Source organism: Paenibacillus sp. WG02 (assembly GCF_055396115.1).
This window is the reverse complement of sequence record NZ_AP036016.1, coordinates 6,453,572-6,480,505: the sequence shown is the minus strand read 5'-3', so window position 1 is coordinate 6,480,505 and position 26,934 is coordinate 6,453,572. Positions and strand designations below refer to the sequence as shown.

Below are 26,934 nucleotides of genomic sequence, written 5' to 3'. Positions count from 1 at the left end.
TGGGAGGTTAATTATGGCGGCTAAAAGAAGATTCAAAAATGTGGGTTTTTATTGTTTAATGCTTGTATTTCTATTACCTAATTTGATGGTAGGAGCTACAATGAATCCGACAAAAACTCTAGCAGCGGAGACAAACAAATCATATGAAGCGGAAGCATCTGGAAATACGCTTTTGAATGGAGCTGGTATAGGAGATTGCGCGGGTTGTTCGAATGGGAAGAAGGTAAATAACCTCGGAAATGGCGCTGTAATCATTAACCATGTTAATGTTCCTGTCAGCGGCAATTATACAATGAACGTTTATTATATTGTTGGGGATAACAACCGCTCGTTTTACTATACGGTAAATAATAATGCAGATGTGGTATATCTAACAACGCCATCTACAGGATCCTGGAATACGGTAGGATCGGTTACAACTACTGTAGCCCTTACAGCAGGAGATAACACGATCAAGTTTGATAAGGCGGGGGGATATGCGCCGGATTTGGATCGAATAACCATTTCAAACGAACCAGTGACGGGTTCTGGGGGGAATCCAAGTGAACCTGTCATTTACCCAAATAGTCATTTTGTTAATATCATCAATGGAAATGTGAAAATTGAATATGATCTAAACAACGGAGTAGCCAATTATTATGCAAGAGGCGTTAAAAAAATAGCGAACTTTTATGCAAGCGTCCAGTTGGATAACTATATTACAAGCAAGGATTATACGACTAGAACAGTTTCAACATCAGGCTCAGAAACAACAATTACACTTGAAGGCAGCGGGCTGCCTACCATGAAGCAGCATTTTTACATGGTTAACGAGGATTATTTCAATACACTTGTAGAAGTAGATGGTGCTAACTTAAGTGCGAACCGGATTGCACCCATCGTAGTGGATCCTACAGGCAATGTAGATATAGGTCAATATTCAAATGTTAGGGCGTTATGGGTTCCATTTGATAACGATGCTTGGGTCAGCTATAATGCAATGTCGATAAATAATACGGCAACGAGCAATGAAGTAACAGCCTTCTACGATAATACCAGCAGGAATGGATTGGTTATCGGGTCGGTTGTACATGATACATGGAAAACCGGCATTTACTATAATGGTGTAGGCAATAAGCTAATCAACCTAAATGTGTTTGGCGGGAGTACTGATTATAATTCGACCCGCGATGTGATGCCTCATGGCAAGGTTACCGGGAACACGATAAACTCTCCTAAGGTATTTGTTGGGTATTTCATGGATTGGCGAAATGGAATGGAAACCTATGCCAATGAAAATGCAGCTCAAGTTCCAAAGTTCACTTGGAGCGGAGGCGTGCCTTTTGGATGGAATAGCTGGGGAGGGCTCGGAACCAAGTTAAATTATACGAAGGCCACGGCTGCAGCGAACTTTATAAAGAAAAGTCTGATGAACAACAACTTTAGCAATAACGAAACTGCTTATGTAAATCTGGATTCGTATTGGACTAACCTTACTGATACGCAACTGAGTAATTTTGTAACTGCCACTCATAATAACGGTCAGAAGGCCGGGATTTACTGGGGACCTTTTGTGTATTGGGGTTCGGATCTAAATGCACAGGTTGAGGGAACGAACTATAAATATAGTGATATTGTGATGAGAAAGAGTGATGGTACACCCATATCGCTTGATGGGGCCTTTGCCCTCGACCCGACGCACCCTGGAACAATAGAAATGAATAATCACAAATTTTCATACTTGAAAAGTAAAGGTTTTGAGTATATTAAATTGGATTTTCTAACCCATGGTTCCCTTGAAGGTGGTTCTAACAATGGCATACATTACGATCCAACTGTTCAAACTGGTATTCAGGCATATAATAAAGGCATGCAATCTATTAAAGACCAAATTAATGGGTCTATGTTCATAAGTCTATCTATTGCACCTTTGTTCCCGTACCAATATGGGCAGGCGAGACGGATTGCAACTGATACCTTTGGGAAAGTGAGTGAGACGCAATACACGTTGAACTCCGTATCCTATGGTTGGTGGATGAATGAAAAATTATACAATTATAATGATCCTGATAATATGGTGCTGTATAAGAGTAATTCCGGGGCCATATATAGCGATACCGACGCCAAAACTAGAGTCAACGGCGCTGCCATTGCCGGGACTGTTTTCTTGGATGGTGATGATTTGAGTGATGTAAATGCCCAAAACAAGGCGTCAATATACCTGACAAATCCAAACATTAATAATCTGGCAAAGAGAGGCAAATCGTTCAAACCTGTTGAAGGCAATACTGGGGTAGGGGCAGCTGATACGTTTACACTTGATGACAAAGGAGAGCATTATATTGCCGTATTCAATTATGATATAAATTCAAGCGCTACAAAAACTATAGATTTATCAAGAGCTGGTTTAAACGGAACAACAAATTATACCGTAACGGATTTATGGACCAACACCACAACAAGCGCGACTGGAGCACTTAGCTTAACGCTTAATCCAGGAGAATCAACAATCGTCAAGCTGGATGAGACAAGCGAGAATACAACATTAAGCGGTATAACAATGGATGGAGAGGCATTAAAGGGTTTTGCGCTTAATGAGACAAACTATTCTATTGTACTCCCGTACGGTACAACGAAAGTACCTAAGATTAAAGCAACAACAACAACTATAAACAGCCGAGCTAAAGCAAAAGAAACGAAAGCTAAAAGCTTACCGGGAACAACGACAATAGACGTAACATCAGAAAGCGGAAGGACTACAAAGACATATACAATCTATTTTACTGTTGTGCCGGAAGCAAAGACAGAGGCAGCATTGGCTGATTTAACAGTAAATGGAGCAACGATAACCGGATTCACTGGAAATATTGAAAGCTACGACATAGAATTACCCTTTGGAACGACTATAGTTCCAACAGTAGCCGCAACAGTAAAAGCTGAAAATCAAGCAAATGCAGTAGTGAAACCAGCTTTAAGCTTGCCTGGAACAACAACTGTCGTGGTCACAGCATTAGATGGCATTACAACAAAGACATATACAATCCATTTCACCGTTAGTCAAGATATACCGCAATCACAGATGACTGCCTCTGCAACAAGTGCGCAAGAGACTTGGAATCCGGCTACAAACGCTATTGATGGCGATCCAGGAACGCTTTGGCATACATCATGGAGTCCTTATGATTATCTACCACAGGCTTTAACACTAAAACTGGGCGGTTCCTACAATGTTAGTAGCTTAAAGTACCTTCCAAGAAATGACGGCCCAAATGGGATCATTACTGAATACAATATCTATGTAAGCAATGATGGTTTGAACTTCACGAAGGTTGTACATGGTAATTGGGATAATAATGCTTTGCTGAAGACGGTTACCTTTACACCCGTAATGGCACAATTTATTAAGCTTGAAGCTTTAGTCGGGGTTAATGGATATGCTTCTGCGGCAGAAATTAATGTTGGGGTGGAGACAACCGCACCAGAGCTGCTGCAAAAGATGGCTCAGGTAAATTCGGAGCATTGACCGTTACTATATCTGGGCAAAAGGCCAAAACCAACAACGAAGATGACGACGATAAAAAAAATAACAAAAATAACAAAGATTACGATAATAACGGTAATGGACAGCACAACTAACAAAGGCAATGACAGCACAAATGAGGACACCAACGTGCCGTAGCTACAACTTTGAGTTTTAAAATTGTTACAGTAAAAATTTAATTAGATGTGGAGAGAGTTATCTCAAAGACAAGTACTTTGTTGTTTAAGTTATCGAGATATAGTTGAAATGATGAACGAACGAGGATTAAAGATTTCTCATACAACGAACATGAGATGGGTCCATGAATTTGGACCCGAAATCGACAAACGAATCCGTCCCTTTTTGAAACCTACAAACGATTCTTGGAGGACTGACGAAACCTACGTCAAAGTCAAAGGTCAGTGGAAGTATCTATACCGGGCAGTTAATTCTATGGGGAAAACCATTGATTTCATGTTATCTGAAAATCGGGATATGCAGGCAGCTAAGCGTTTCTTTATAAAGGCTTTGTCCTGTCGACATACTCAAATCCCACGTGTAATATCTAAACAACATTGTGGAGCAAGATCATCGGTTCATAAAGAAAATCACAAAACCAAATCTTGGGTTCAAATCGTTTCTTACAGCGGATCAGACGTAAAGGGAATTGAGGCCTTGCATATGATAAGGAAAGGGCAGGCTGATGATAATTCGTCTGTCCTCTCAGCTGTTGAATGGCTCAATAAGATATTTGGTTTAGTGGCATAGACAAAGTATAGTTTGTCGGGTAACTGTGAATTTTTTTAATCCTTGCACCAGAACCCTCAGTTATAAGGTTTCCCACTGATGGTTAGATCTGAGCAGACGGTTAGTATTGAAGATAGTTGTCCCTATGGGGTGACTATCTTTTTTTATCATCGTTCAGACGGCGAAATGCGCTTGGGGAGAGGCCGCAGGTTCTCTTAAACAGCTTAGAAAAGTGAAATTCGTCATAAAAATGTAGGTTAGCTGCGATTTCTTTAACTGATAAATTTGTCGTCTCGAGAGATACTTTCGCCGACTCTAGTTTTAGCTTCAACATATAATCGCTAGGGGATAGTCCGGTTATGGAACGAAAACGGGTAAAGAAGGACGTACGGGACAAGCCGCTAAGTTGTACGAGTTCTTCGACTCGGATCGGTTTGGCCATATTTTTATGTATATAGATGAGTATTTTGTCGAGCTCCGTATGACGGGAGGCAGACGCAACCGATTGCTCTCGGGCGAAAAGGAGTAGTACTTCCTGCAGCAGTATGTTAGCAGAGTAAGCGTATCCAGTTGGTTGTGCAATCAGGTTGTTGATCATTCGCTCACATATTTGAACGGCTTCAGCGATTTTACCCGTTGAAACGATCTCACAGACGGGAAGCTGGAGAAGGAGCGGCATGTCCAGGCTGCTAAAGTCAAGAAAATAAAACTTCCAATCATTATTTTGACATCTATACGTAGACGGAATTGCCTCCTGAACGAAAAAAAATGTGCCTGCGTGTAGTTCATAGGTGTCATTTAATTGAGAAAGGGTTCCTTTTCCTTCATAGGTGATAAACAGGCCGGGGGTGTCGAATCCCTCCTTTTTACTAATTTGATATGCGTCGTCTGCCTGCACTTCCCAAATGGAAATAAATTTGCAAAGGGGAACATCCTTTTCCCCTAATCCATACGGGATATTCATGTAGGACATCGATTTCCACCACCTCAACTTCGTTCTATAATACATTAGATCAGTTGTTTATACTCAAATTTAACTCATAATATGTACAATTATACATGAATTAAATACAGCTATCCATGGATGAATTCGTCGATTTCCCCTACACTTAATACATAAGCCATAAACGAAATGACTTGATCTTGAATAAGCAGAGGAGTGTATGTGCAAATGATGGTGAAGGTAGGCAGTCGCGAATTGGAGATGGATGGTCAGCACTTAACGGAGCTCAGAAGTTCGAATGATATTTTGCACGATGTGGGGGCACTTCGCGAACGTATGGAGGAAGATGGGTATTTGTTGATCCGCGGATTCCATGATCGAGATAAGGTGCTCAATGCCCGAACAAGTATTTTGGAAAAAATGGACCGAATGGGCAAGTTGGATCGGGACACGCTGTTGGAAGAGGGCGTCATGGCCGACGGCAGCAAAAGCATTTTCATGGGGGGGACAAATGAGGATCTGCCCGCTTTGCTTAATGTATTAAATGGAGATCATATCATGCGCTTTTTTGATGAAATCCTTGGCGAACAGTCGTTAACGTATCATTACAAATGGCTTCGTGCGGTTGGTAAAGGGGATTTCACAGGGGCCCACTATGACATTGTCTATATGGGTAGAGGAACACAAAACGTCTACACCGTATGGTCTCCACTGGGAGACGTTTCGTATGAAATGGGTGGTTTGGCTATTTGTCTCGGTTCACACCGTTTCGAAGAATTGAAACGTTCTTACGGCACAATGGATTCGGATAGGGACGGTATTGGACACTATACCGATGATCCGCTGGTCATTACGGAGAAATTTGGCGGCCAGTGGGCGACAACGGAATTTCATGCAGGAGATGTTATCATTTTCGGTATGTATTTAATGCATTGTTCACTCGAGAATACGACGAACCAGTATCGGATCAGTGTAGACGCGAGATACCAATCCGTGAGCGAGAAAGTAGACGAAAGATGGAGCGGCAAAAAGCCGAAGGGTCACTCTAAATAAGGGCAAATCGAGGCTGTCCCTAAAGGTCCACAGCAACCTAAGAGACAGCCTCTTCAGCATCTCGTCACACAGAGGTTTTTTGGCCAATATGTTTAGTGACGGATTTATATTCCGTAGGGGAAACCAAAGATTCATCGTTGTTCATAAACCATGTATAAAAGAACATGGAGAGGATTAATCCGAAAATCCATGCCCCGTCCCAGACGAAAGTTAATGGGGTTATGAATTTACATACTATTGGGATGATAATACCAATTAAGAGAGCATAAATTGCTTTTTGATTAAAGCCTCCGCGGTAGGAATATCTTCCGTCAAGTTGATAGAGCTCAGATAAATGGATTCTGCTCTTACGAACGAACCAGTAATCTGCAATCGCAATTCCATCTATGGGACCTAATAATGCGCCGTATGTTCCAAGCCAGATGAAAATATAGTTCCCAAAATTCTCAAGGATGTACCACGGCTGCATGAGAAGTGCAACAAGACCTGTAATAATAACGCCAGTACGGTAGGTTAGCTTTTTAGGCATTAGATTTTCTACGGCGCGAGCAGGTGCAATGACATTTGCCGCTACGTTTGTGGTGACTGTAGCTAAAATAATCCCTAAGGTTCCAAGGAAGATGACAAAGGGTGAAAATTTAGCTAATATAGCCGCGGGATCCCAGATGGCTTCGCCAAAAATAACGACTGTGGCAGAAGCAACGGCGACGCCGATGAAGGAGAACAGGCCCATTGTTGTAGGCATCGAGGTAGTTTGACCGATAATTTGCGCTTTTTGGCTTTTGGAATACCGACAAAAATCAGGAATGTTCAGTGCCAAAGTTGCCCAAAAAGCAATCGCTCCTGTTAAGGATGGGAAGAAGACTTTCATGAATTCTCCTGTGGAGGTCAATTTAGAAGGAGCGGATAGCATCGGACCCCAGACCCCCTGCAGAAGTTAAAGCCCATACCAATAACGCAAGACTCATCACAATTAAAGTGGGAGCCGCCCAGAATTCCATCCGGCGAATAGCATCAGGTCCTCTGTAAGCAATCCAGACATTCAAGATCCACATGATTGCAAAGGAAATTCCAAGGTGTCCGGCTATATTTCCCCAGCCGCTCATGGCGACTAGAAGGGTATCAAGCGCTCCTGCGGCGAACCAACAGTTAATACCGAACCAGCCTGCGCCAATAATGCCTCGAGCCATCGATGGAATATGCGCGCCTCTTGAGCCGAACCAGAGACGAGCATAGACCGGATATGGAATTCCATACTTTGTACCGGCATGAGCATTTAATAAAATGGGGATGAGTACAATCAGATTGCCCAGAATAATCGTTCCAACCGCTTGCCACCAATTCATCCCAAGAGAAATTAACCCTGCAGCAAGCGCGTAAGACGGAAGACAAATGCACATGCCGATCCACAAGCTGGCAAAGTTGTAAGCTGTCCAGTTATGTTCATTTTTTCTCGTTGGACGCAACCCTTCGTTATACATGGGGCTGTCTTTAATGAGTTCTTCACCTTCCGGAGTCAGTGTCACAATGCCATTCTCTTCAACCTGCAGTTGCATAAAGATTCCTCCTAATAAAATTGTAAATGCTTTTTGGAAGGTTACGGCCGGATGGAGAACCCAGTCCATTAGTAGATTATATTTTGTGGTTCTAAATACATTCAGCATTTTATTTATGTTTTTTCGAGCCCAGCAGGGGTATGTAGGGGGATCGATATACAGCAGGTGCCAAATAGACATACAAAACACCCCGAAGAGGGGTGTTTTAATTTATGTGCGCCACGCATGGCGATTAACTAGGTGGTGAAAGTCCACTGTGGGGGTTTGTAGTTACCAACCACTAGCCAAGAGCAAGGGTGTCCATCGTAAGGTGGAATCTGAAGGAAGCTGGAGGCAAAATTCCGACCCAAGGAACACGAACATTATCAGGCATAAGGTATGGGATGAGTTTGCATAACAAAACGAAGTCCAATAACTACACGGACATACCAATGTAAATGATGTGGGTACATGGAAGGAAAGTGAATCGTCTTACCGTGGGAGATCTCATGGACGTGAGAAGATCATTTCGAATCACGGTTGAAATAAGATTTATCATGAGAAGTCAGCAGAGGCCATAGTACCTGATGTAGTCGACGACATGAGGGAAGGGCTGAACCTTAGGAGGTGTTAGTCAATGAAAGTTACCAATACAGGAATAAAGGGCAGCCAACTTCGAGCAGAAGGCTCCAAGCAGAAAGATAATGCGGAACATGAAGGATATGCGGGAGTGCACAATCCTGAGAGGATAACTGAAACAGGCAACACCAACGCAAACGAGTCGAAGAAGGGACTGCTTGAGGAAATCGTTAGCAGAGACAACATGAACCAAGCGTTCAAAAAGGTCAAAGCGAATAAAGGCTCTCATGGTATCGACGGGATGAAAGTAGATGAACTTCTGCAATATCTCAAAGAGAACGGAGAGAACATCAGGCAGTCCATTCTGGACGGAAACTATCGTCCGAATGCCGTTCGAAGGGTAGAAATACCGAAAGAGAACGGAAAGAAAAGAAATCTAGGAATCCCGACCGTCGTGGACCGAGTTATCCAGCAGGCAATTGCCCAAATACTTACACCCATCTACGAGAAGCAGTTCTCAGAGAACAGTTTCGGATTCCGCCCCAAGCGGAGCACACACGATGCCATCAGGAGAAGCCAAAATAACATAGAGGAAGGATACAAATATGTAGTCGACATGGACCTAGAGAAATACTTTGACACGGTTAACCAAAATAAGCTCATCGAAGTGCTATCGAGAACCATCAAAGACGGGCGAGTCATTTCGCTCATACATAAGTATCTGAGAGCTGGCGTCATCGTGAAACATCACTTTGAGGAATCCGAAGTTGGCGTGCCGCAGGGCGGAAACTTAAGTCCAATACTGAGCAACATCATGCTAAACGAGCTGGATAAGGAGTTGGAAAGCCGCGATCATAAGTTTGTGCGATACGCGGACGACCTTCTCATCTTTTGCAAAAGTAGAAGGAGCGCCGAGCGGACACTAGAGAACATTCTTCCTTTCATCGAGAAGAAATTATTTCTCACAGTGAATCGGGAGAAAACGGTAGTGGACGAGGCGACGAGAGTCAAATTTCTTGGATTCTCATTCTATCCGCGAAATGGAGAAACAAGGGTCAGAATTCACACGAAATCCATTGCAAAGATGAAAGCTAAAATAAAGGAACTTACATCCAGAAGTAATGGAGTAGGAAATGAAGATCGTGTGGAGAAACTTAGACGCTACATAATGGGATGGGTCAACTATTTCAAAATAGCCGACATGAAGAAACTGCTCCAAACAACGGACGAATGGATGAGAAGGCGAATCCGCATGATCTACTGGAAACAATGGAAACGAGTGAAGACAAAGTTCGCAATGTTGCAATCACTCGGAATCCAGAAACAGAAAGCATGGGAGTACGCCAACACAAGAAAGAGCTATTGGAGAACCTCCAATAGCCCAATCCTCAACAAATCCCTCGGAAATAACACGATCAAAGGACTCGGATTCTTATTCTTTTCAGATTATTATCGACAAGTCACTGCGTAAACTTAGGAACCGCCGTATACCGAACGGTACGTACGGTGGTGTGGGAGGTCGGCTATTCAATTAATGGGTAGCCTCCTACCCGATTAATTCCATTCAGATAAACTAAAGAATTGAGATAGGACCCGATTTAATGTTTCGTGATCATATTTTTGTTTTTTATAATTTGCTTCTAATATTTTATGTGCCCATGCAAGGCAATTTGAATAATGAACGAAATCATGAACGCGAATCTTAAAGTCAGAGAAATCTAAATGTAACCGGTACTCTTCCTCCGTTGGATATAAATCAAGTTGATGCAGTTGATACAATCTTATAGCATCGGCGTTACGATCTTGTATCCACTTCGAGGCTACAGATACTTGGTTGCTATGCTGTCTGAGAATTATTAATACTTCGGGTAAATTAGTGAGCTGAGTAAAATCCGCAAGACGATTCCAAATATCATAGTCCTCCGCGTGTTTGTAAGGGAAATACCTTACTCCGTAGGTATCAATAATAGACTTTCGAAGGATAACGCTAGGATGCGCAAAAGTACAGTGAAAAAGTTGAAAACATCTGATTTCCTCATGACTTAGTGGCACCCTTGTTATTTGATTCTTCCCCATGAACTGGGCTTGCCCACCACAAACTCCAATATGTTGATTTAAGTCCATGAAAGCTACTTGACGCTCTAATCTATGCGGCAGACTAACATCATCGCCATCCATTCGTGCAATATAATCTCCCGTGGATAAGGAGATACCCTGATTCAAAGATTCTACCAATCCCATGTTAGTAGAATGAACGATTAACTTAATTCTGCTATCATGGTACTTTTGAATTTTTTCTAAAGTCCCGTCCGTTGAACCATCATCAATAATAAGAAACTCGAAATCCTGGAAAGTTTGCTGCAATATACTAGAAATAGATTCATCGATATATAATGACACGTTGTAAACAGGCATTAGCACAGTTACTCTAGCCATAGTAACACCTCCCACTTGTTATCTCTATTTATTTTATGTGAGAGAGTTATAAATCGATACGTATAACTGTCATATCGGACGAAAGAAATGCACGTTTGGCTACCTCCGCTCTAGTATTCATTGAGCTACAGAATATAACAAATCCAACGGTCGTATTGCAGATGTAAAAGTGGTTGGAGCTTACAAAAAATTCTTTTCCTGCTGTCGGAACTTGCCTGGTGGCAGATTCTTCTCTTCCATAAAAGTACGTGAAAAACAATGCACAGAAGAAAAGCCTGTCACTTCGGCAATTTAATGGAAAGCTCGCTTGTCAGCAGCAGGTGGGCCGCTTGGCGTATGCGTTCACTTCGAATAAAGTCGGTAAAAGTCTCGTGAATGCCCTCTGAGAACAAGCGTGATAGATGACGTTCTGAGACGTTGAGATAGCCAGCGACATGCCCAAGATGAAGCGGTCTGGGATAAGTTATCGCGGATATAAAGCTTGGCTCGCTGCAGCAGAATATGTGTATTTTTACGGTGAAAGTAAGGTTTAGTCATGTCTTTCCGAATAATGAAAGAAAGGAAACTATCTAAAAGGGCAACCTGTTGAATTGGGGGGCTACACGAAAAAGAAAAAGCCGCAAATTTCGCGGCTTTTCCAATCCAATAAGGTCAGTATAAAGATTCGAATCCGTTGCCGGATATTGAACAAAATATTGATCTGCTTAAGAGCTTGCAAGCCTAAAACAATGCGGGTGTAATTCGGCACACCTATTTTGTAATTCAGACCGTAGTTGTTGTCTCAATACGTTTATCGGATATTTCCGTAAATCCATTGGTCGTTCGGTGCAAGTATTCTAACCAGTTGATGACACTGTGGTGTCTTTTTTTCTGTCTTAGATGAATAAAGAATACCTTTAACTGCTGAAATTATAGGGTTAGAACAAATCCTTAACATAGCATACTAAAACGGAAAAATGGGTTATCTGCTAGTAATGGATTTGTCATTATAATAAAAAATGTAATACAAAACTAGTCATAGGGGGAAAAGAAAATGAAAGCGTTATACAAAACCGTATCGAAAACTTTAATTGTATCGGTGGCTGCAACCGCTTTCTTGTCTGCTTGTAGCAGCAAGACAACAACAACGCCTGATGCTTCCGTTCAACCAAGCGCTGAAGCAGTGAAACAGGCAGAAAGCCCTAAAGTACCGATCACCATTGAATTCTGGGATACTTATAGCGAGGACAAGGACAAAGGAACCGGTGAGAGACCTTTCTTCTTAAAAGAAATCATTCCAGCTTTTGAAAAAGCAAATCCAGGCATTAAGATTCATGAAGTGAATATGCCAACCGAAAATCTTGAACAGCAAGTTCTTACTGCTGCAGCTGGAGGAGCGGTTCCAGATCTGATGCGGATGGACCTTACGTGGGTTGGGGAATTTGCCAAGCTGAAAGCATTAAAAGAACTGGGGAAATTCCCTGAATTCAATCAAATTAAATCGGGTGTATTCGAAGGGCCGATGTCCTCCAATGTTTATAAAGGAAAGTATTATGGATTACCGCTGAATACGAATACAAGAACGGGCATTTACAATAAAGAAATATTGACTGCGTCGGGAACAACCGAGCCTCCTAAGACTATGGATGATCTCGTTAAATCGGCAAGAGCATTAAAAGCCAAAGGCCAGTTCGGAATCGTTATTGGTGGTACGGGTACATGGGATTTCCTTCCTTGGTTCTGGACGCTAGGCGGTAAAATCACCGACGATCAGTACTCCAAAGCAACGGGCTTCCTAAATAGTCCAGAGAGCATTAAGGCTGTGGAAACGGTTGTAGGTTGGAATGACGAAGGTCTAGTGGCTCCGACAATTACTGGTGGCAAGCCTTCAACATGGGATGGTTTGCGTGATCAAGATGGCGGAGTTAAAGCGAAATACATGATGGTTAATGACGGCCCTTGGTTCTTCAGCATCTTAGGAGACGGTGTGAAAAATACGATGACTCCTGCCAAAATGCCTGCAGGACCTGACGGAAAAAGCCATTCCGTTGTAGGCGGCGAGGATCTCGTCATGTTCGAAGGCTCCAAACATCCGAATGAAGCTTGGAAATTTATGCAATTCATGTTATCAGAAGAAACGCAAGTGAAAATGGCATCTGTTGGATTAATTCCTACCGTTAAAAAGGCTGCATCCTCTGATAAATTGAAAGATGTGTACTACCTCCCAACTTTCGTTAATGAATTGGAAAGTGCATATACCAGAACACCTAGCGCACAATGGTCCAAAATCAGTGATCGACTTGGTTTGGCCTTCGAAACGATTATTAAGAAAAAAGGCACAGCTAAGGATGAGTTGGATAAGGCTGCCAAGGATATCGACGCATTGTTAACAGATTAATTATTTCTTAAGCCAAATAAATAGTATAAAAACGGGGCTGGCCAAAGAGAATTTAAAGTTGGTCGGCCCTAATCAATAGAGAAGTGAACCAAGTTATGGGAAAGGAGCGTTATCAATGAGAAAAGCGATTAGGCAATACAGGGATGTAGCGCCATATCTTTTACTAGGTACTGTTCTGACGTTAATTTTCGCATTTTATCCGATGTTAAAAGGGATTTATATGAGTTTTTTTGACTATAACATCATCAATCCTTCAGAGAGCGAATTTTTGGGCTTGGATAATTATACGAAATTACTTCATGACGCTAAGTTTTATAGCGCTCTTCTGAATACAATCGTATTTGCTTTAGTTACTGTGCCGGGACAATGGTTAATTGGCCTTATACTTGCCATTGTAATCAATCTGAAATTTATCCGTTTCAAGGTATTTTTTCGCGCAATCTACTATGTGCCTGTCATATCTTCATGGGTTGTAGTCGGTTATTTGTTCCGCTATTTGTTTGAATCCGGCTCTAGTGGATTTATCAATACGCTGCTGGTTAACCTACATATCCTCTCTACCCCGGTGGACTGGCTGCAGCACACATGGACGGCGAATTTAGTCGTTTGGGTAGTCAGTATTTGGAAAGGAATCGGCTATGTAATGGTGCTTTATTTGGCAGCCTTGCAATCCATTCCTAAATCTCTCTACGAAGCAGCGGAAATTGATGGCGCCAAGGGAGTACAATCTTACTTCTATGTCACATTGCCGCTCATGAAGCCGATGACCGTTTTTGTATTCGTAAATTTAATCATTGGCAGTATGAGTTATTTCCTGCAGGTCTACTTAATTACTCGCGGAGATCCGCTTTATACAACCCACTCGATTAACAGCTATTTATTTAAGCAAGCTTTTGATTTTTTTGAATTTGGATATGCTTCTGCAATAGCGATGGTCTTGGGAATCATCATTTTTGTACTTACCTATGGATTTCAAAGGACATTCGGGAAAGAGAAAATTGAATATTAGGCGCAAGAGGTATTTTTGAAATCGGGAGGAGTCAATCACCCATGATCTATATTAAAAAAAGTTTGACCTATTTGCTGCTTGTTTTATGCATTGCTATCGTCGTTGTTCCTTTCTTATACATGTTTCTTACATCACTCACTGCGGATAATTATACATTGCCTTCGCCTGAAACACTCTTAAAGCAAAGCAAAAATTTCGCGAATTATTTAAATGTATGGAGCAATAACAATTTCGAAAGATATTTTCTTAACAGCCTGTTTGTTTCTTTTACGACCATGATTCTATCTATCTCTGTAGCTTCACTTACCGCGTATGCGTTTGCGCGTTTTCCGTTTCCCGGAAAAGAAATGCTGTTTAAGATCTTTTTATTTACGCTGTTCGTTCCTTCCATTATGAGTATTATCCCGCAGTTCACGATTATCAAAAGTCTGGGTTTAGTTGATCACTACACCGGATTGTTTCTGATTTATGTAGGCACAGGAGTTGTAGGCAACACGTTCTTTTTAAGAGGCTTTTTTGAACGCATTCCGGTTGAATTGGAAGATTCGATCGTGATGGACGGTGGAAGCAGGTGGACCATTTTTAAGACGATTTATTTACCTTTATCGCTTCCAGCTCTGGGGACGCTGGGAATTTTCTCATTTTCAGGAACTTGGGATGAGTTCGTTGTCGCCTTAACCTTGATCAAGACGGAAATTCACCGTACGCTGCCGATTGGACTGCAATTGTTTCGGGGTCAGTATGCTACTCAATACGGCAAGTTTTTTGCGGGTTCAATCATCTCACTCATTCCGATCTTTGTCATATTTATTATTTTTCAAAGGCAGTTTGTGCAATCGAATCTTAACGAAGGAAGTATCAAAATCTAAGTAATGAATGCATTTGATATAGAGGAGAGGAAGTTAGGCATGGTCTGGTGGCAAATGGGATTTACAGCCATGGAAGCTAACTGATTTGAAAGCGAAAATGACCAAATGGCAAAAGCAGTTGAAAGGAAAAGCGTGGAACAGCAGCGAGAATGCCGGATTCACCACCGCTACTCCGTGGATACAAGTGAATCCGAATTATCGGTCCATTAACGCCGAGCAGGCGCTTCAAGATCCCAATTCCGTTTTCAGATATTACCAAAAGCTGATGCAGCTTCGTAAGAAATATCCCATTATCGTGTGAGGTCCGATGAACCGATTTCGTCTATTGAACTTAAGCCTTTTGATGCAAAAGTATATCTACTGAAGGAGACAAATACTAAATGACAGATATGAATCGCTTAAAGCTTATTCCGAGTAAAGCACAATATAAACCCAGTGAAGAAATTGGTTTGCAATTACGATTGCGGACAAACCAGCAAGCTAAGCTGGCCTTTCAATGGACCCTTTTTGAGCTGGATCGCCCTATTCTCAAGGGAGAGGGGAAGCTTGCATGCGCAGAGTCAGGAGAATCGGAGATCAGCTTCGTAATACCTGCTCAGACGAATGGTTCCGGCGCTTATGGAGTTTTTGTCACTGCAACAGATGAACATGGCGGAACGCTGGAAGCGGAAACTGCTTTTGACGTGGCTGCGCACTGGAATGAAGCGCCCAGATACGGCTTTCTAAGCGATTTTGCGCCTGGTGATGCGGGTGATAGCACGGATATTGACTTTTTAAACGAGAACCATATTAATATTGTTCAATTTTATGACTGGATGTATCGTCATGATCAATTGATTCCGGATACGGATGAGTTTACTGATCCATTAAATAGACGCATCTCTCTCGGAGTTGTTCGCGAGAAAATGCAGGGTTTGCGAAAGCACGGCATTGCTTCGATTGCCTATGCTGCTGTATATGCGAGCCTACGAGACTATTTGGAGAAGCATCCGGAACAGGCGTTGTATAGGAATGATGGGGAACCGTATTCGTTAGGCAACTTTTTCTATATTATGGATATTTGTGCTGAATCGGAATGGACGGATCATATCATTGCAGAGTTCATAAAGGTAATAGAAATGGGCTTTGATGGACTTCATTTAGATCAATATGGTTTGCCTAAAAAAGCGATCCGCAGAAAAAATAATCAAACAGAAGTCGTATCGCTAAAAGAGTTGTATCCTGAATTTATTAATCGAACTCGGGAAGCTGTAGCGCAAAAGTGGCCGGAGGTAGGGCTGATTTTTAACAATGTCAGTAATTATCCTGTTCATACCACGGCCCGCGCAGAGCAAGATGTGATCTATATCGAGGTCTGGGATCCGATGACCCATCTGCGAGATATCAAGCAGCTTATCGACAGAGCAAGGGAACTGTCTGGAAAACAAGTGGTTCTTGCTGCCTACCTGCCTGCCTTCCATCCTGAACGTCCAATTGCGCAGGAAGAAGCGGAAATTGGTGCAACGGTAACGATGGCCACCATTTTTGCAAGCGGTGGATACCACCTTCTGCTGGGCGAACATGAGAATGTATTAACTGAGGGTTATTATCCGAAGTACGGCTCGATTTCCAGCAGCTTTAAACAGACGTTAACCCATTATTACGATTTTATCGTGATGTATCGCAATCTGCTTTTCGACCTTCAGTTAGAAGATATATCGATGACGTTCACAGGCGGGATCAATACCGAAGTATCCTTCGTGAAGGAAGGCTATCAGTTTTCTCCCAACCAACAATTGAACTCCGTATGGACGATTGTGAAGGAGAAGCCTGGCTTTACAATTATGCATGCGATCAATTTATACGAGCTGGACAATGATGTTTGGCATCAAGGAAAGACACAGGCGCCGCCAGTTCTTACGGATATTGAGATGACAGTAGAAGTACTGGAAGAAATTGAAGGTGTGTTTTGGTCATCCCCTGACGATTCGACGATTCAAGCAAAACCGCTGGCGTATGAATGGGTTACAAAAGATGAATATAGCGGCCGATATATCCGTTTCACATTGCCGCTCCTTGCTTATTGGTCGATGGTATATATCAAGACGAAGCATGGGATTTCAACTAGCGGTTAGGTCGGGAGAGTGGACAAAGTACGGATTAAGCACTAAAGGGAGGCTTACCCTATGAGCGGTAATTCAATGGGAATTGGCATGATTGGTTTGGGCGGCATGTTCCGGCATCATTTAAAGTTAGTAAATGAGTTAGAGTATGTGGAAATTGAAGCGTTGTGCGACGTGAATGAAGAACAAATGCGTATAGTGGCAGAAGAGCTGGGAATCAACGAAGATAAGCTGTATACAAACTATGAGGCCATTATTAGAGATCCAAAGGTGCATGCAGTCATTTCGATCGTTCCTAATCGATACCATGCTGAAATTCTGAGGCTATGTATCGCTCATGGGAAGCCTGTGATGTCGGAGAAGCCGTTTACCCGTAACTATGAGGAAGCCAAGGAACTTAAAGATCTTTACGATCTTCATCCCATTCCTTGTATGGTGGGATTTTCTTATCGGTATGTCCCCTCCTTTCGACTTGCCAAGCAGCTGCTGGCGGACGGCAGGCTTGGGCCTATCCAGCATATCTTCGTGCAATATTTGCAGGAGTGGGGAGCAGCCCCCTTTAAGACTCCTTATTCCTGGCGATTCTCCCAGACGGAATCGGGAACGGGCGCTCTCGGGGATCTAGGTTCTCACATGATCGATTGTGCCCGATATTTGGTGGGCGAATTCACATCCATATCAGGACAGCTCAGCACGATGGTGGAGAAGCGCAAGCTTTCAAAAACAGATGATACGCTTATTCAGGTGGACGTAGATGATTTCTCCAGCTTCCAAGCTGATCTAGAAGGGGGAGTGAAGGGCGTCTTCCAAACCTCCCGCAACGCGATTGGATGTGGCAACCAATTGGAGGTTACTCTTTATGGTGAGCAAGGGGCCATTCGCGTGTGTTGTGAGCGGCCGGAGCAGTTGGACTATTGGAGCATTGTTCCTGGCGAAGAACGAGCCGTTCATGAGACGCTTCAAGTGCCAAGTAAGTTTAGGCGGAATCAATTGGATGATTTTCTGGATCTCCTTCATTGGCGGGAGGTACCAGGTGCACCTAGCTTTAAGGATGGATATGAGAACCAGCGTGTGCTGGACGCAATCATCCGCTCTTCGGCTACAAGAGCGTGGATAGAGCTTTAAGATTAGGGGGCCAGCCGACCCCCTTTTACTCGATTCCTGATCTGGGAAGCTTATGTTATAATATGGCTACTTATCATGTAAGAACGGCTGTGAACCCATCATGCGAAAATGGATCAAGGAACTCTTATTTGAGCGAGTTTCGACTAAACTGATTACGATGGTACTGCTATTGCTCATATTGTGCGCCACTTTTATCAGTACGTCTTATTTCGGCTCTACTGTTTCCATTATCGGCAATCAAGTAAGGGCTTCTACGCAGCAAGGAGCCAAGCAAACCGCCGATTATTTATCCTTAATCTTGACGGTCGGAACTGACATGGGGCAGCAAATATTCCGGAACTCCAGACTGCAGGAAGCTGTCGACCGCGAAATGCATGGGAACCTGACGGTAGATGAAAAATTTGCCATTCTGGGCACTGTAGGGCAAACCTTAAACAATTCAATCTATACGAGCTCCTTTGTGAGAAGCATTTATATTTTAAAGGAAAGAGGCGACAGCTGGGGCAGCGGGTCATTCAACGCTTCGAAAGTAAAACGGTATACGCTCTCAAGCCATCAATGGTACAGTGATGTAGCTAACGACAGGACCAACGAGCTATGGCTGCCCTTAAATTACGATCCTTTCAGTGGCGGAGGGGAAAATACCGATTTGGTCCTGACGCACGTAGAACCATTCAGAAATTTGAAGACTCGGGGAACAGAAGGGGTCATTTCGGTCAATTTGGACGGAAAGCTGATCTTGGATGCGATTCAAAGAATTAAATTGGGGAAGACAGGCACTTTTTTCGTTGTCAATTCGGAAGGAACGGTCATGATTCATCCCGATCCGAATACTTGCGGGAAACCGCTCGCCGATGAGGCGATCCGTACGAAGCTTCTCAAGCAAAAGACGGAGGAGCAGGAATTCGAGATGTCCATCGGCGGCATGAACCACTACTTCATTTCACACAAGATGAACAACGGTTGGATGCTTGTCGGGCAGGTCCCTGTATCGGAAATTATAGGCGATATCCAAACACTGCAGCATAAAATAACGGTGTATACAGTCCTTTTTCTTGTTTTTGCTCTCCTCATCGGTTTTCTGTTTTCCAATCGAATTACCAAGCCGCTGAAGGAACTAACCGTGCAAATGAAGGAAATCGAGAAAAGCAACTTTCAAGCGCGTTCCCGGATTCGTTCTCGTGACGAGCTAGGCAGATTAGGCCTCAGCTTCAACCATATGGCCGATAAAATCGAATCTCTGATCCACGAGGTCAACGAGGCCGGCGCTAAGAAGCGGGAAGCCGAAATCAGGGTGCTTATGCATCAAATCAACCCGCATTTCCTATATAATACATTGTCTACTATCCGTTGGATGATTAAGCTTCACAACTACGACGGGGCTTATAAAGGAATCGCTTCGCTTGTGGAGCTGATGGAAGCCAGTATGGGGAAAAAGGGGATGTTCAGCACACTCCGTCAGGAACTTGATTTGATCCAGAAATACATGATCATTCAGCGCTTTCGCTATGGCCCCGTTTTGCATTTACAGATAGAGGCGGAAGAATCACTGCTCGATATCCCGATCCCTCGAATGCTGCTCCAGCCAATCGTTGAAAACGCTATTTTCCACGGTTTAGCCCCTAAAAGCGATGGGGGGACGATCAGCTTAAAGCTTGTTTACTCAGAATGGCCCTCGACTTTATTGATCGTCATTAAGGATGACGGGATCGGAATTTCTGAAGATAAAATCAGATCGCTTCTACAAACGAGAAACTCTTCAAAATCCGGGATGTTCGGTATAGGATTGTATCATGTACATGAAACGTTACAGCTCTATTACGGTCACGAAAGCGGAGTGAGTATCGAAAGCGAGCCTGGACAGGGGACGAAAATTCAACTAAAGCTGGTGTGGAAGGAAGATATCTCATATGGCCTATAAAGCTCTCATTGTAGATGACGAGGCGATGATCCGATTCGGATTATCTTCCTGTATACCGTGGGATGAGGAAGGAATTGAACTTGTAGGGGAGGCGAATAACGGAGAAGCCGCACTGGAGCTGATCAAAAGGCACCAGATCGATATTCTGATCACCGATATCAAAATGCCCATTATGGACGGCTTGGAATTGACTCATTTCGCCAAGGAAATCAGACCTTACATCAAAGTCATCCTTATCAGCAGCTATAACGACTTCGAATATGCCCGCAGAGCGGTTCGGCTGGGGGTTGTTGTGGACTATTTGTTGAAGCCGACTATGGAGCCAGAGGATTTGCAGAGGCTTTTAGGCGTATGTAAAGCCCAATTAGATAAGGAATTAGCGAAAGAACAAAAATCTGATCTTTATTTACAGGAAATGCAAAAGAAAAAACTTCACGTTTTTGGTCAACAGATCAAAAAAGCCATAGCAGGTGAGGACGTTGACCTTAATTGGATTCCAGAGTCCATGAAACCGCCCTTCCAGCTATCGATTTGGCGGATGGAAGCCTCCCCCTCTTTCGATGCTAAGGATCGAATGAACCGGATCGAAACCATTGCCGAGAAGCTTGCGGATTTATGTGATTACGGGACCGTGTGTATCATGAAGGAAAATGAAATTGTGCTCGTCATGGCCTATAGGAACGGAAAAGCGGAAGCGGATATCCTGTCTTACCATAACCTGCTTAAACAACAGGAGTATCGGTTCACCGTAGGAATAAGCCCCTTTTTCCATCAGTGGAATCGTTTGGCAGACGCTTTCGGTTGGGCGGAACATGCGCTCTTGCAAGCTTTTTTCAAAGGGAAGGGCAGCTGTTACACAGGTGAAATTATCAATTCTCAGTCCGTCGGTATCCTCCCTAGCACTTCGGAAATTCCAGAATGGATCGTTATTCGTGACCGCTTTTCCCGCGCGCTCGCCGTATCCGATCGTCACAATAGCGAACATGCGCTGCGGGAATTGTTTGCGTTATGGCGAACTGAACGTTTTTCTCCGGCTGATATCATGACACAAGCTAATGGCATTCTGATCATGATGTTCTCGAATCAGTATCATCTTAAGGCAGAGGAGAAAATGCTGAGCCTGATGAACAATCTGCACCAGACTCAGCACGCATACACGCTGGATGAGGTAATGGAGGATCTGAAAAGCCAATTCCACTCTCTTTGGGAATTTGCGCCGATCCATTTGGTTGTAGAAGAAACGGGAGGACTGCATGCGATCCAAATCGCTTTAACTTACATTCAGGAAAATTACCGGCGCAACCTTTCCTTGCAGGAAGTCGCGGATCAAGTGCACATGAGCAAAAATTATTTTAGTGAACTCTTCAAAAAAAGAACCGGTATGAATTTTATCGATTTTCTTATCCGATTACGTATTTATTATGCGAAGCATCTGCTCGAAACTACGGCCTTAAAAATTTACGATGTCGGCGTGCTATCCGGTTTTAACAGCCCCAAGCATTTTCTCAAGCTGTTTAAACGCGAAATGCTCTGTACGCCTGCCGAGCATCGTCAAAGATCAGGAGAGACGAAGAATCATGAGGAAATCGCGGAATAATGCTTATAAATCGAGGTGGAAACTATCATGAAATATGGCATTGTTGCGGTTGTCGCTGCCGCCGCCCTTCTCCTGCTAACCTCCTGTTCGAATTATTCGCTCGTATCCGATTCATCTTCCTCGCCGAAAGAGGAAACGTCAAAAGATAAAGTTACTCTGCAATTTTGGCATACATACAGCGATATCGAAACCAAAGTATTCACGTCCGAGGTTTTGCCTTTATTCGAAAAGGAATATCCCAATATATCCATTAATGCGGTTAGGCAAAATTACACGGATCAGTTGAACGATAACATCGTCGCATCGATTGTCGATAACAAGCAGCCAGACTTGATGCGCATGGACATCATTTGGGTGCCGCAATTCGCCATGTATGGGGCCCTCGCGGATTTATCCTCACTGCCAGATTTTCAAGATATTAAAGATCAATTCACCGGATCACTTATCCAAACCAATCAGTATCACGGCAAATACTATGGTTTGCCTCTAAATGCAACAACCATGGTTCCCATATATAACAAAACTCTGCTTGCGCAATCAGGCTTAAGCCATCCGCCTAATACCTTCAGCGAATTGATTCAGGCAGCAGAACGGTTAAAACGTCAGAATTCCAGTCTCTACGGCATCAGCATTTGTTGTTCGAGCCCATGGGGAATATTGCCGTACTTTTGGACATTCGGTGGGCAGCTTATGGATCCTACCTACACAAGGGCAAGCGGCTATCTGGATAGCCAGCAAAGTATTCAAGCGATGAATAAAATAAAGATGCTTTTTGACCAAGGAGTTATAAGTCCTAATATTATAGGCGGACAGCCTGGCGGATGGGATGGGCTTTTCGCACGTAAAATTCTAATGATCGATGAGGCACATTGGTTCTATACGGCAAATGATAACGATGAAAATCGGGAGGGGCTCTCGGATACGATGCCTGGATTATTCCCCTCGGACATCAACGCGGGTACTTCCATCATCGGTGGCGAAAATCTGGTGCTGTTCAAAAATTCAGCGCATCCGAAGGAAGCTTGGATTTTTATGAAATGGTTGGTATCGGAGCGAGCCCAGGAAATTATGGCGCATACAGGCTTAATTCCATCGATCAAGAATTTCAACACCGACAAGCTTTCACCGGTTAACCAAATGTATGTGAAGCAATTGCAGCACGCCAATCCCAGACCTCCGGTTCCAGAATGGAATGAAATTGACGTCAAGATCTCTCAAATGGTGAAAAAAATATTGGTTAATGAACTGCCGCTGGAATTGGCCCTGCACGAAACGGCTCAACAGATCGATGAATTGTTGAGGGAATGAGAAAGACTTTTCAACGTTATAAGGCGAGCTTACAGACTGCCGGAAGCAAAGTGATTGTTAGCATGATTACAACCTTACAAAAGATTCTTTTCCTGCTGTCGGAACTTGCCTGGTGGCAGATTCTTCTCTTCCATAAAAGTACGTGAAAAATAATGCACAGAAGAAAAGCCTGTCACTTCGGCAATTTCTTTAATGGAAAGCTCGCTTGTCAGCAGCAGGTGGGCCGCTTGGCGTATGCGTTCACTTCGAATAAAGTCGGTAAAAGTCTCGTGAATGCCCTCTGAGAACAAGCGTGATAGATGACGTTCTGAGACGTTGAGATAGCCAGCGACATGCCCAAGATGAAGCGGCTGGGATAAGTTATCGCGGATATAAAGCTTGGCTCGCTGCAGCAGAATATGTGTATTTTTACGGTGAAAGTAAGGTTTAGTCATGTCTTTTCCGAATAGAGTCAGAAAGGAAACTAGCAGTGCGTAGGCAAGTGAGGGAATCGCAGACTGGCGGCAAGCTTCCCTTCCCTTCTCGAATCAAGAGTGACTTCCACAAGTGGGCAGTTGGGTGATGATCTGCTTCATGGATGCAAACCTCGGCATGCTCAGCTAGGTCGCTGAAGGCTTCACGCATAGTGTCGTCGCTCTGTGATTCATCTAATTCGAATGCGACATAAACAATAAATAAGCCCTCTTTCGTGCGAATTTGATGATTAATCCCCGGTCTCGAACAAAAATGTGTACCTGTCCTGAGTGGATAGACAACACCTTTTTCCGTATACTCACCCTCACCATCCAAGACATAACAAACCTCAAAGAACGAATGCTTATGGGGCTGATTGTCAAATAGGCAAGGGTTAACTCCCCAATATTGAATTTTGAAGCAAGCGGCGGGTCCATGAATGACGTTCAGGACTTCATTAAGCATAGAATCGGTTTCTTTACATAGATACATGGGCTACATCCTTTAGATTAAAATGTCCTTATTTTACAAAAAGGTGTCCTTTGGAGAAAAAGACAGAATGCCATTCATTTTCCTATAATTATAAATAAGAAAACGAATAAATATCAACCAGATAAATGGAGGAATGGCCTGTGATCGAACAAAAAGATGTAGATTTTTATAAAGAAAATGGGTATTTACTTGTTAAGGGAGTTTTCAATCAACAGGAAGTTGAAGAAATGAGACAAGGGGTAGAGGGGATCATTAGCCGTGCTGCACAATCAAAGAATGATCATAATTCAGCCTGGCAGGGCGACTTTCTTCCGCCAGAGGAGCTGAAAAAGCTGGTCTTAAAAGGTTTTCATGATGTGCATTATCACGATGCCGCGTTTATGCGCGCCGTGATTCATCCGAATATGGCTGCTGTGCTGACGCAGATTATTGGTCCTAACGTGCAGCTGCACCATTCCAAAATGCTCGTTAAACCGCCAGAGAATGGCGCAGCTTTCCCGATGCATCAAGATTATCCTTATTTTCCGCACGAAAAACACACTATGCTAGCTGCAAGTGTACATCTGGATCATGCAGACGAAGAGAACGGCTGCCTGCGTGTCATTCCAGGATCGCATCGCACCGGCTCCTTGCCGCATGTTGGCTCGTATTATTTGAATCATAAGGAATATCCGATTAAAGAGGGGACGCCTTGTGTGGCTGAAGCGGGTGATGTTCTGTTCTTCAATTACTTGACCATTCACGGATCAGAGTCGAATAAGAGCTCTAGAACAAGAAGGAATGTGTTGTTCCAATACCGCGACGCCAGTGATTTTCCGACTGAAAATACGCATTTTGACTGGGGAATGGGTCTTATGGTTAGCGGGAAGAATCCAAATTTCACGAAGGTGAAACCAGATTTTAAAATCATCTAATACAAGGAAGTAGGAGGCGCCTTAGGGTGGCCTCTTTTTTTTCGCATTACTTCTGTTGGGAAGCTGCTTTCGGTTCAAAATTCATACAGGGCTTGCCAGAAGATGAAAGTACGTTAAGACTGAGCATTGTCTGTGTTTTGAAGCCGTATGCTTTGCAGCCTCTAGGGAAATTGGCATCCCATGTAATGTAGAAGTGTTGGCATTTCATGCAGTTGATACGTTGTGTTTCTGTCATATCTATCCCTCTTATTTTAAGATAACTCTATTATAACCTATGAAAATTACGAATGGATAATAGGATTGGATCTGTCGACAAGAAGGGGCAAACCTTTCACAGCCATTAGGTTAGTATTATCCATGATGGAAGTAACTATGAGGAGGGAATGGGAGTTGAAAACATTCGATGTCATCCTAATTGGGAGTGGCCACAATGCTCTAATTACCGCTGCTTATTTAACACGCGTGGGGAGGAGCGTACTCGTTCTGGAGAAAAATGATCGTCCTGGCGGTTTCCTTCGTACGGAGGAGCTTACTTTACCGGGGTTCAAGCATGATGTTTATGCAGCGGCGCACCCTCTTCTATTGACAGGCCCTGCCTATGCCGATCTTGGTGAAGCTCTTGAGGCTCGAGGATTACGCTACTTAAACACGGACCTGCCAACTGGGGTCTCCATGGAGGACGGGCAAACGGCTGTATTCTCACGATCGTTCGAGGCGTTAATTGCAGAAGCCGAACGACTTGCTCCTGGCGATGGAGCTGCTTTAGCGGCCATGTTCGAGGCATTCAATCCTTATGCAGCGGATGTTTTTGCTTTATTTAATTTGGATCTATCGCGCTCCAAAGCCTCAGCTATCATCGAGAAGCTTTTACATAATAAGGGAAGTAAAGGATACTCTGAATTTGCGGCATCCATCTTCTCGACCGCTCGTAATACCGTAAGTTCCTTTCAATCACCTGTACTCCGAGCGATGTTGGCGCCGTGGGTTTCTCATCTTGGGCGTACGCCTGATGAAGTTGGCAGCGGGATTTGGGTACCTCTTACAGCCATGGCATTAATGGGTGGGGGAATGCCAATTCCCGAAGGTGGAAGCGAGAAGCTTGCCCAAGCACTTGCCCGGCTTATTCAGGATCAAGGCGGGATCATCCTTACGGAGCAGGAAGCAGTGCGAATAGAAGTGAAAAACGGACGTGCAGTTGGTGTGCGGACTTCGAAGGGAGAGGAGTATCGGGCGAAGCAAGCCGTCGTTGCGTCTACAAGTCCAGATCGGCTATATCTCTCACTTTTGGCTGATGCTGAGATTAGTCGACAGCTGCTCGAACAAGCAAAGCGGTTCCGCTATGGCAGGGGCTGTGTACAGATCCATCTCGCTCTGAGTGAGCCGCCGCAATGGCCAGATACCCGCTTTGATAAGGTCGGCCAGCCGCATTTAACGGATGGGCTCGATGGATTCACACAGGCCATTGCACAAGGAATGGCGGATTTGCTTCCAGCCAAGCCGACTTTCACTGTGGATTGTTCCACGAATCTGGATCCGTCTCGTGCGCCTGAAGGAAAGGCTATCATGCGTATTCAGGTGCTAGAGGTACCATGTCGTCCTCGCGGCGATGCCGCTGGACTTATCGATGTCGGGGATGGCAGTTGGACACAGGAGCTAACAGAGCGTTTCACTGAGCGAGTACTTTCGATTGTAGGCAAGCATATCCCTAATATTCCAAGTGCCATTATTGGCCATGCCGTTGTCACGCCTGATACGATTGCCAGATTTAATCCTAATTCCGGTCCAGGTGATCCGTATGGCGGGGCACATGATTTGGCGCAAAGCTACCTGTTTCGTCCCCTACCGGGTAGCCCAGTCATCAAACAGAAATTCCAAACGTATATATGTTGGGGGCGGCAACTTGGCCAGGACACGGGATTAATGGAGGATCGGGTTATATAGTCGCCCAAAAGCTGCTGAAATAAAGAGGAATAGC

Annotated in this window: 18 protein-coding genes and 3 pseudogenes; 15 read left to right on the top strand and 6 right to left on the bottom strand. The window is 43.7% G+C overall.

Annotation, left to right across the window (positions count from 1 at the left end; all coding sequences use genetic code 11):
- Nucleotides 1-13: 13 nt before the first annotated feature.
- The gene (locus ACBP55_RS29405) at nucleotides 14-3,502 is read left to right on the top strand and encodes a discoidin domain-containing protein (RefSeq protein ID WP_464646703.1); all 3,489 of its coding nucleotides are present in this window, start codon (nucleotides 14-16) and stop codon (nucleotides 3,500-3,502) included.
- Between the two features lie 240 nt (nucleotides 3,503-3,742).
- A pseudogene (locus tag ACBP55_RS29400) lies at nucleotides 3,743-4,267 on the top strand (IS6 family transposase); the annotation flags it as partial.
- Between the two features lie 133 nt (nucleotides 4,268-4,400).
- Here ACBP55_RS29400 and ACBP55_RS29395 read toward each other — a convergent pair.
- The gene (locus ACBP55_RS29395) at nucleotides 4,401-5,219 is read right to left on the bottom strand and encodes an AraC family transcriptional regulator (protein ID WP_464646701.1); all 819 of its coding nucleotides are present in this window, start codon (nucleotides 5,217-5,219) and stop codon (nucleotides 4,401-4,403) included.
- A gap of 198 nt (nucleotides 5,220-5,417) precedes the next feature.
- Between ACBP55_RS29395 and ACBP55_RS29390 the strand changes: the two genes are divergently transcribed.
- A complete protein-coding gene (locus ACBP55_RS29390) occupies nucleotides 5,418-6,242 on the top strand; it encodes a phytanoyl-CoA dioxygenase family protein (protein ID WP_464646700.1) in 825 nt (274 codons plus the stop codon).
- Between the two features lie 64 nt (nucleotides 6,243-6,306).
- Here ACBP55_RS29390 and ACBP55_RS29385 read toward each other — a convergent pair.
- Nucleotides 6,307-7,798: pseudogene (locus ACBP55_RS29385) on the bottom strand (NCS1 family nucleobase:cation symporter-1).
- Between the two features lie 616 nt (nucleotides 7,799-8,414).
- Here ACBP55_RS29385 and ltrA point away from each other — a divergent pair.
- Nucleotides 8,415-9,827 carry a group II intron reverse transcriptase/maturase gene (ltrA, locus tag ACBP55_RS29380; protein WP_464646698.1) on the top strand — a complete coding sequence of 471 codons (1,413 nt, stop codon included), beginning with the start codon at nucleotides 8,415-8,417 and terminating at the stop codon, nucleotides 9,825-9,827.
- Nucleotides 9,828-9,910: 83 nt separating this feature from the next.
- On the opposite strand, the gene ACBP55_RS29375 is transcribed toward ltrA, so the two are convergent.
- Nucleotides 9,911-10,792, bottom strand: coding sequence for a glycosyltransferase family 2 protein (locus ACBP55_RS29375; RefSeq protein WP_464646696.1), 882 nt, complete (start codon nucleotides 10,790-10,792; stop codon nucleotides 9,911-9,913).
- A gap of 278 nt (nucleotides 10,793-11,070) precedes the next feature.
- Nucleotides 11,071-11,184 (bottom strand): hypothetical protein, encoded by a 114-nt coding sequence (locus tag ACBP55_RS29370; RefSeq protein WP_464646695.1) that lies wholly within the window; start codon nucleotides 11,182-11,184, stop codon nucleotides 11,071-11,073.
- Nucleotides 11,185-11,825: 641 nt separating this feature from the next.
- On the opposite strand from ACBP55_RS29370, the gene ACBP55_RS29365 reads away from it, so the two are divergent.
- The 9 genes and pseudogenes from ACBP55_RS29365 to ACBP55_RS29325 all read left to right on the top strand — a co-directional run bounded on the left by ACBP55_RS29365 (nucleotide 11,826) and on the right by ACBP55_RS29325 (nucleotide 23,100).
- Nucleotides 11,826-13,169 (top strand): extracellular solute-binding protein, encoded by a 1,344-nt coding sequence (locus ACBP55_RS29365; RefSeq protein ID WP_464646693.1) that lies wholly within the window; start codon nucleotides 11,826-11,828, stop codon nucleotides 13,167-13,169.
- A gap of 115 nt (nucleotides 13,170-13,284) precedes the next feature.
- Nucleotides 13,285-14,178, top strand: coding sequence for a carbohydrate ABC transporter permease (locus ACBP55_RS29360; RefSeq protein ID WP_464646691.1), 894 nt, complete (start codon nucleotides 13,285-13,287; stop codon nucleotides 14,176-14,178).
- A 41-nt stretch (nucleotides 14,179-14,219) separates the two neighbouring features.
- On the top strand, nucleotides 14,220-15,047 hold the full coding sequence (locus tag ACBP55_RS29355) for a carbohydrate ABC transporter permease (RefSeq protein WP_464646689.1): 828 nt from the start codon (nucleotides 14,220-14,222) through the stop codon (nucleotides 15,045-15,047).
- A gap of 49 nt (nucleotides 15,048-15,096) precedes the next feature.
- Nucleotides 15,097-15,345: pseudogene (locus tag ACBP55_RS29350) on the top strand (alpha-amylase family glycosyl hydrolase); the annotation flags it as partial.
- Between the two features lie 82 nt (nucleotides 15,346-15,427).
- Nucleotides 15,428-17,161 carry a glycoside hydrolase family 66 protein gene (locus ACBP55_RS29345; RefSeq protein WP_464646687.1) on the top strand — a complete coding sequence of 578 codons (1,734 nt, stop codon included), beginning with the start codon at nucleotides 15,428-15,430 and terminating at the stop codon, nucleotides 17,159-17,161.
- A 51-nt stretch (nucleotides 17,162-17,212) separates the two neighbouring features.
- On the top strand, nucleotides 17,213-18,274 hold the full coding sequence (locus ACBP55_RS29340) for a Gfo/Idh/MocA family protein (RefSeq protein ID WP_464646686.1): 1,062 nt from the start codon (nucleotides 17,213-17,215) through the stop codon (nucleotides 18,272-18,274).
- A gap of 100 nt (nucleotides 18,275-18,374) precedes the next feature.
- The gene (locus ACBP55_RS29335; RefSeq protein ID WP_464646684.1) at nucleotides 18,375-20,195 is read left to right on the top strand and encodes a cache domain-containing sensor histidine kinase; all 1,821 of its coding nucleotides are present in this window, start codon (nucleotides 18,375-18,377) and stop codon (nucleotides 20,193-20,195) included.
- Nucleotides 20,185-21,792 (top strand): response regulator, encoded by a 1,608-nt coding sequence (locus ACBP55_RS29330; protein ID WP_464646682.1) that lies wholly within the window; start codon nucleotides 20,185-20,187, stop codon nucleotides 21,790-21,792. Before ACBP55_RS29335 ends, ACBP55_RS29330 begins: the two co-directional genes overlap by 11 nt.
- A 27-nt stretch (nucleotides 21,793-21,819) precedes the next feature.
- On the top strand, nucleotides 21,820-23,100 hold the full coding sequence (locus ACBP55_RS29325; protein ID WP_464646680.1) for an extracellular solute-binding protein: 1,281 nt from the start codon (nucleotides 21,820-21,822) through the stop codon (nucleotides 23,098-23,100).
- Nucleotides 23,101-23,174: 74 nt separating this feature from the next.
- On the opposite strand, the gene ACBP55_RS29320 is transcribed toward ACBP55_RS29325, so the two are convergent.
- Nucleotides 23,175-23,534 carry a helix-turn-helix domain-containing protein gene (locus ACBP55_RS29320; protein WP_464646679.1) on the bottom strand — a complete coding sequence of 120 codons (360 nt, stop codon included), beginning with the start codon at nucleotides 23,532-23,534 and terminating at the stop codon, nucleotides 23,175-23,177.
- Nucleotides 23,527-24,045 carry a cupin domain-containing protein gene (locus ACBP55_RS29315; RefSeq protein ID WP_464646677.1) on the bottom strand — a complete coding sequence of 173 codons (519 nt, stop codon included), beginning with the start codon at nucleotides 24,043-24,045 and terminating at the stop codon, nucleotides 23,527-23,529. The genes ACBP55_RS29320 and ACBP55_RS29315 overlap by 8 nt, the downstream gene beginning before the upstream one ends.
- Before the next feature lie 140 nt (nucleotides 24,046-24,185).
- Between ACBP55_RS29315 and ACBP55_RS29310 the strand changes: the two genes are divergently transcribed.
- Nucleotides 24,186-24,959: a phytanoyl-CoA dioxygenase family protein gene (locus ACBP55_RS29310; protein WP_173185422.1), complete on the top strand. Its 774-nt coding sequence runs from the start codon at nucleotides 24,186-24,188 to the stop codon at nucleotides 24,957-24,959.
- A gap of 390 nt (nucleotides 24,960-25,349) precedes the next feature.
- Nucleotides 25,350-26,900, top strand: coding sequence for a phytoene desaturase family protein (locus tag ACBP55_RS29305; RefSeq protein WP_464646675.1), 1,551 nt, complete (start codon nucleotides 25,350-25,352; stop codon nucleotides 26,898-26,900).
- Nucleotides 26,901-26,934: the final 34 nt, after the last annotated feature.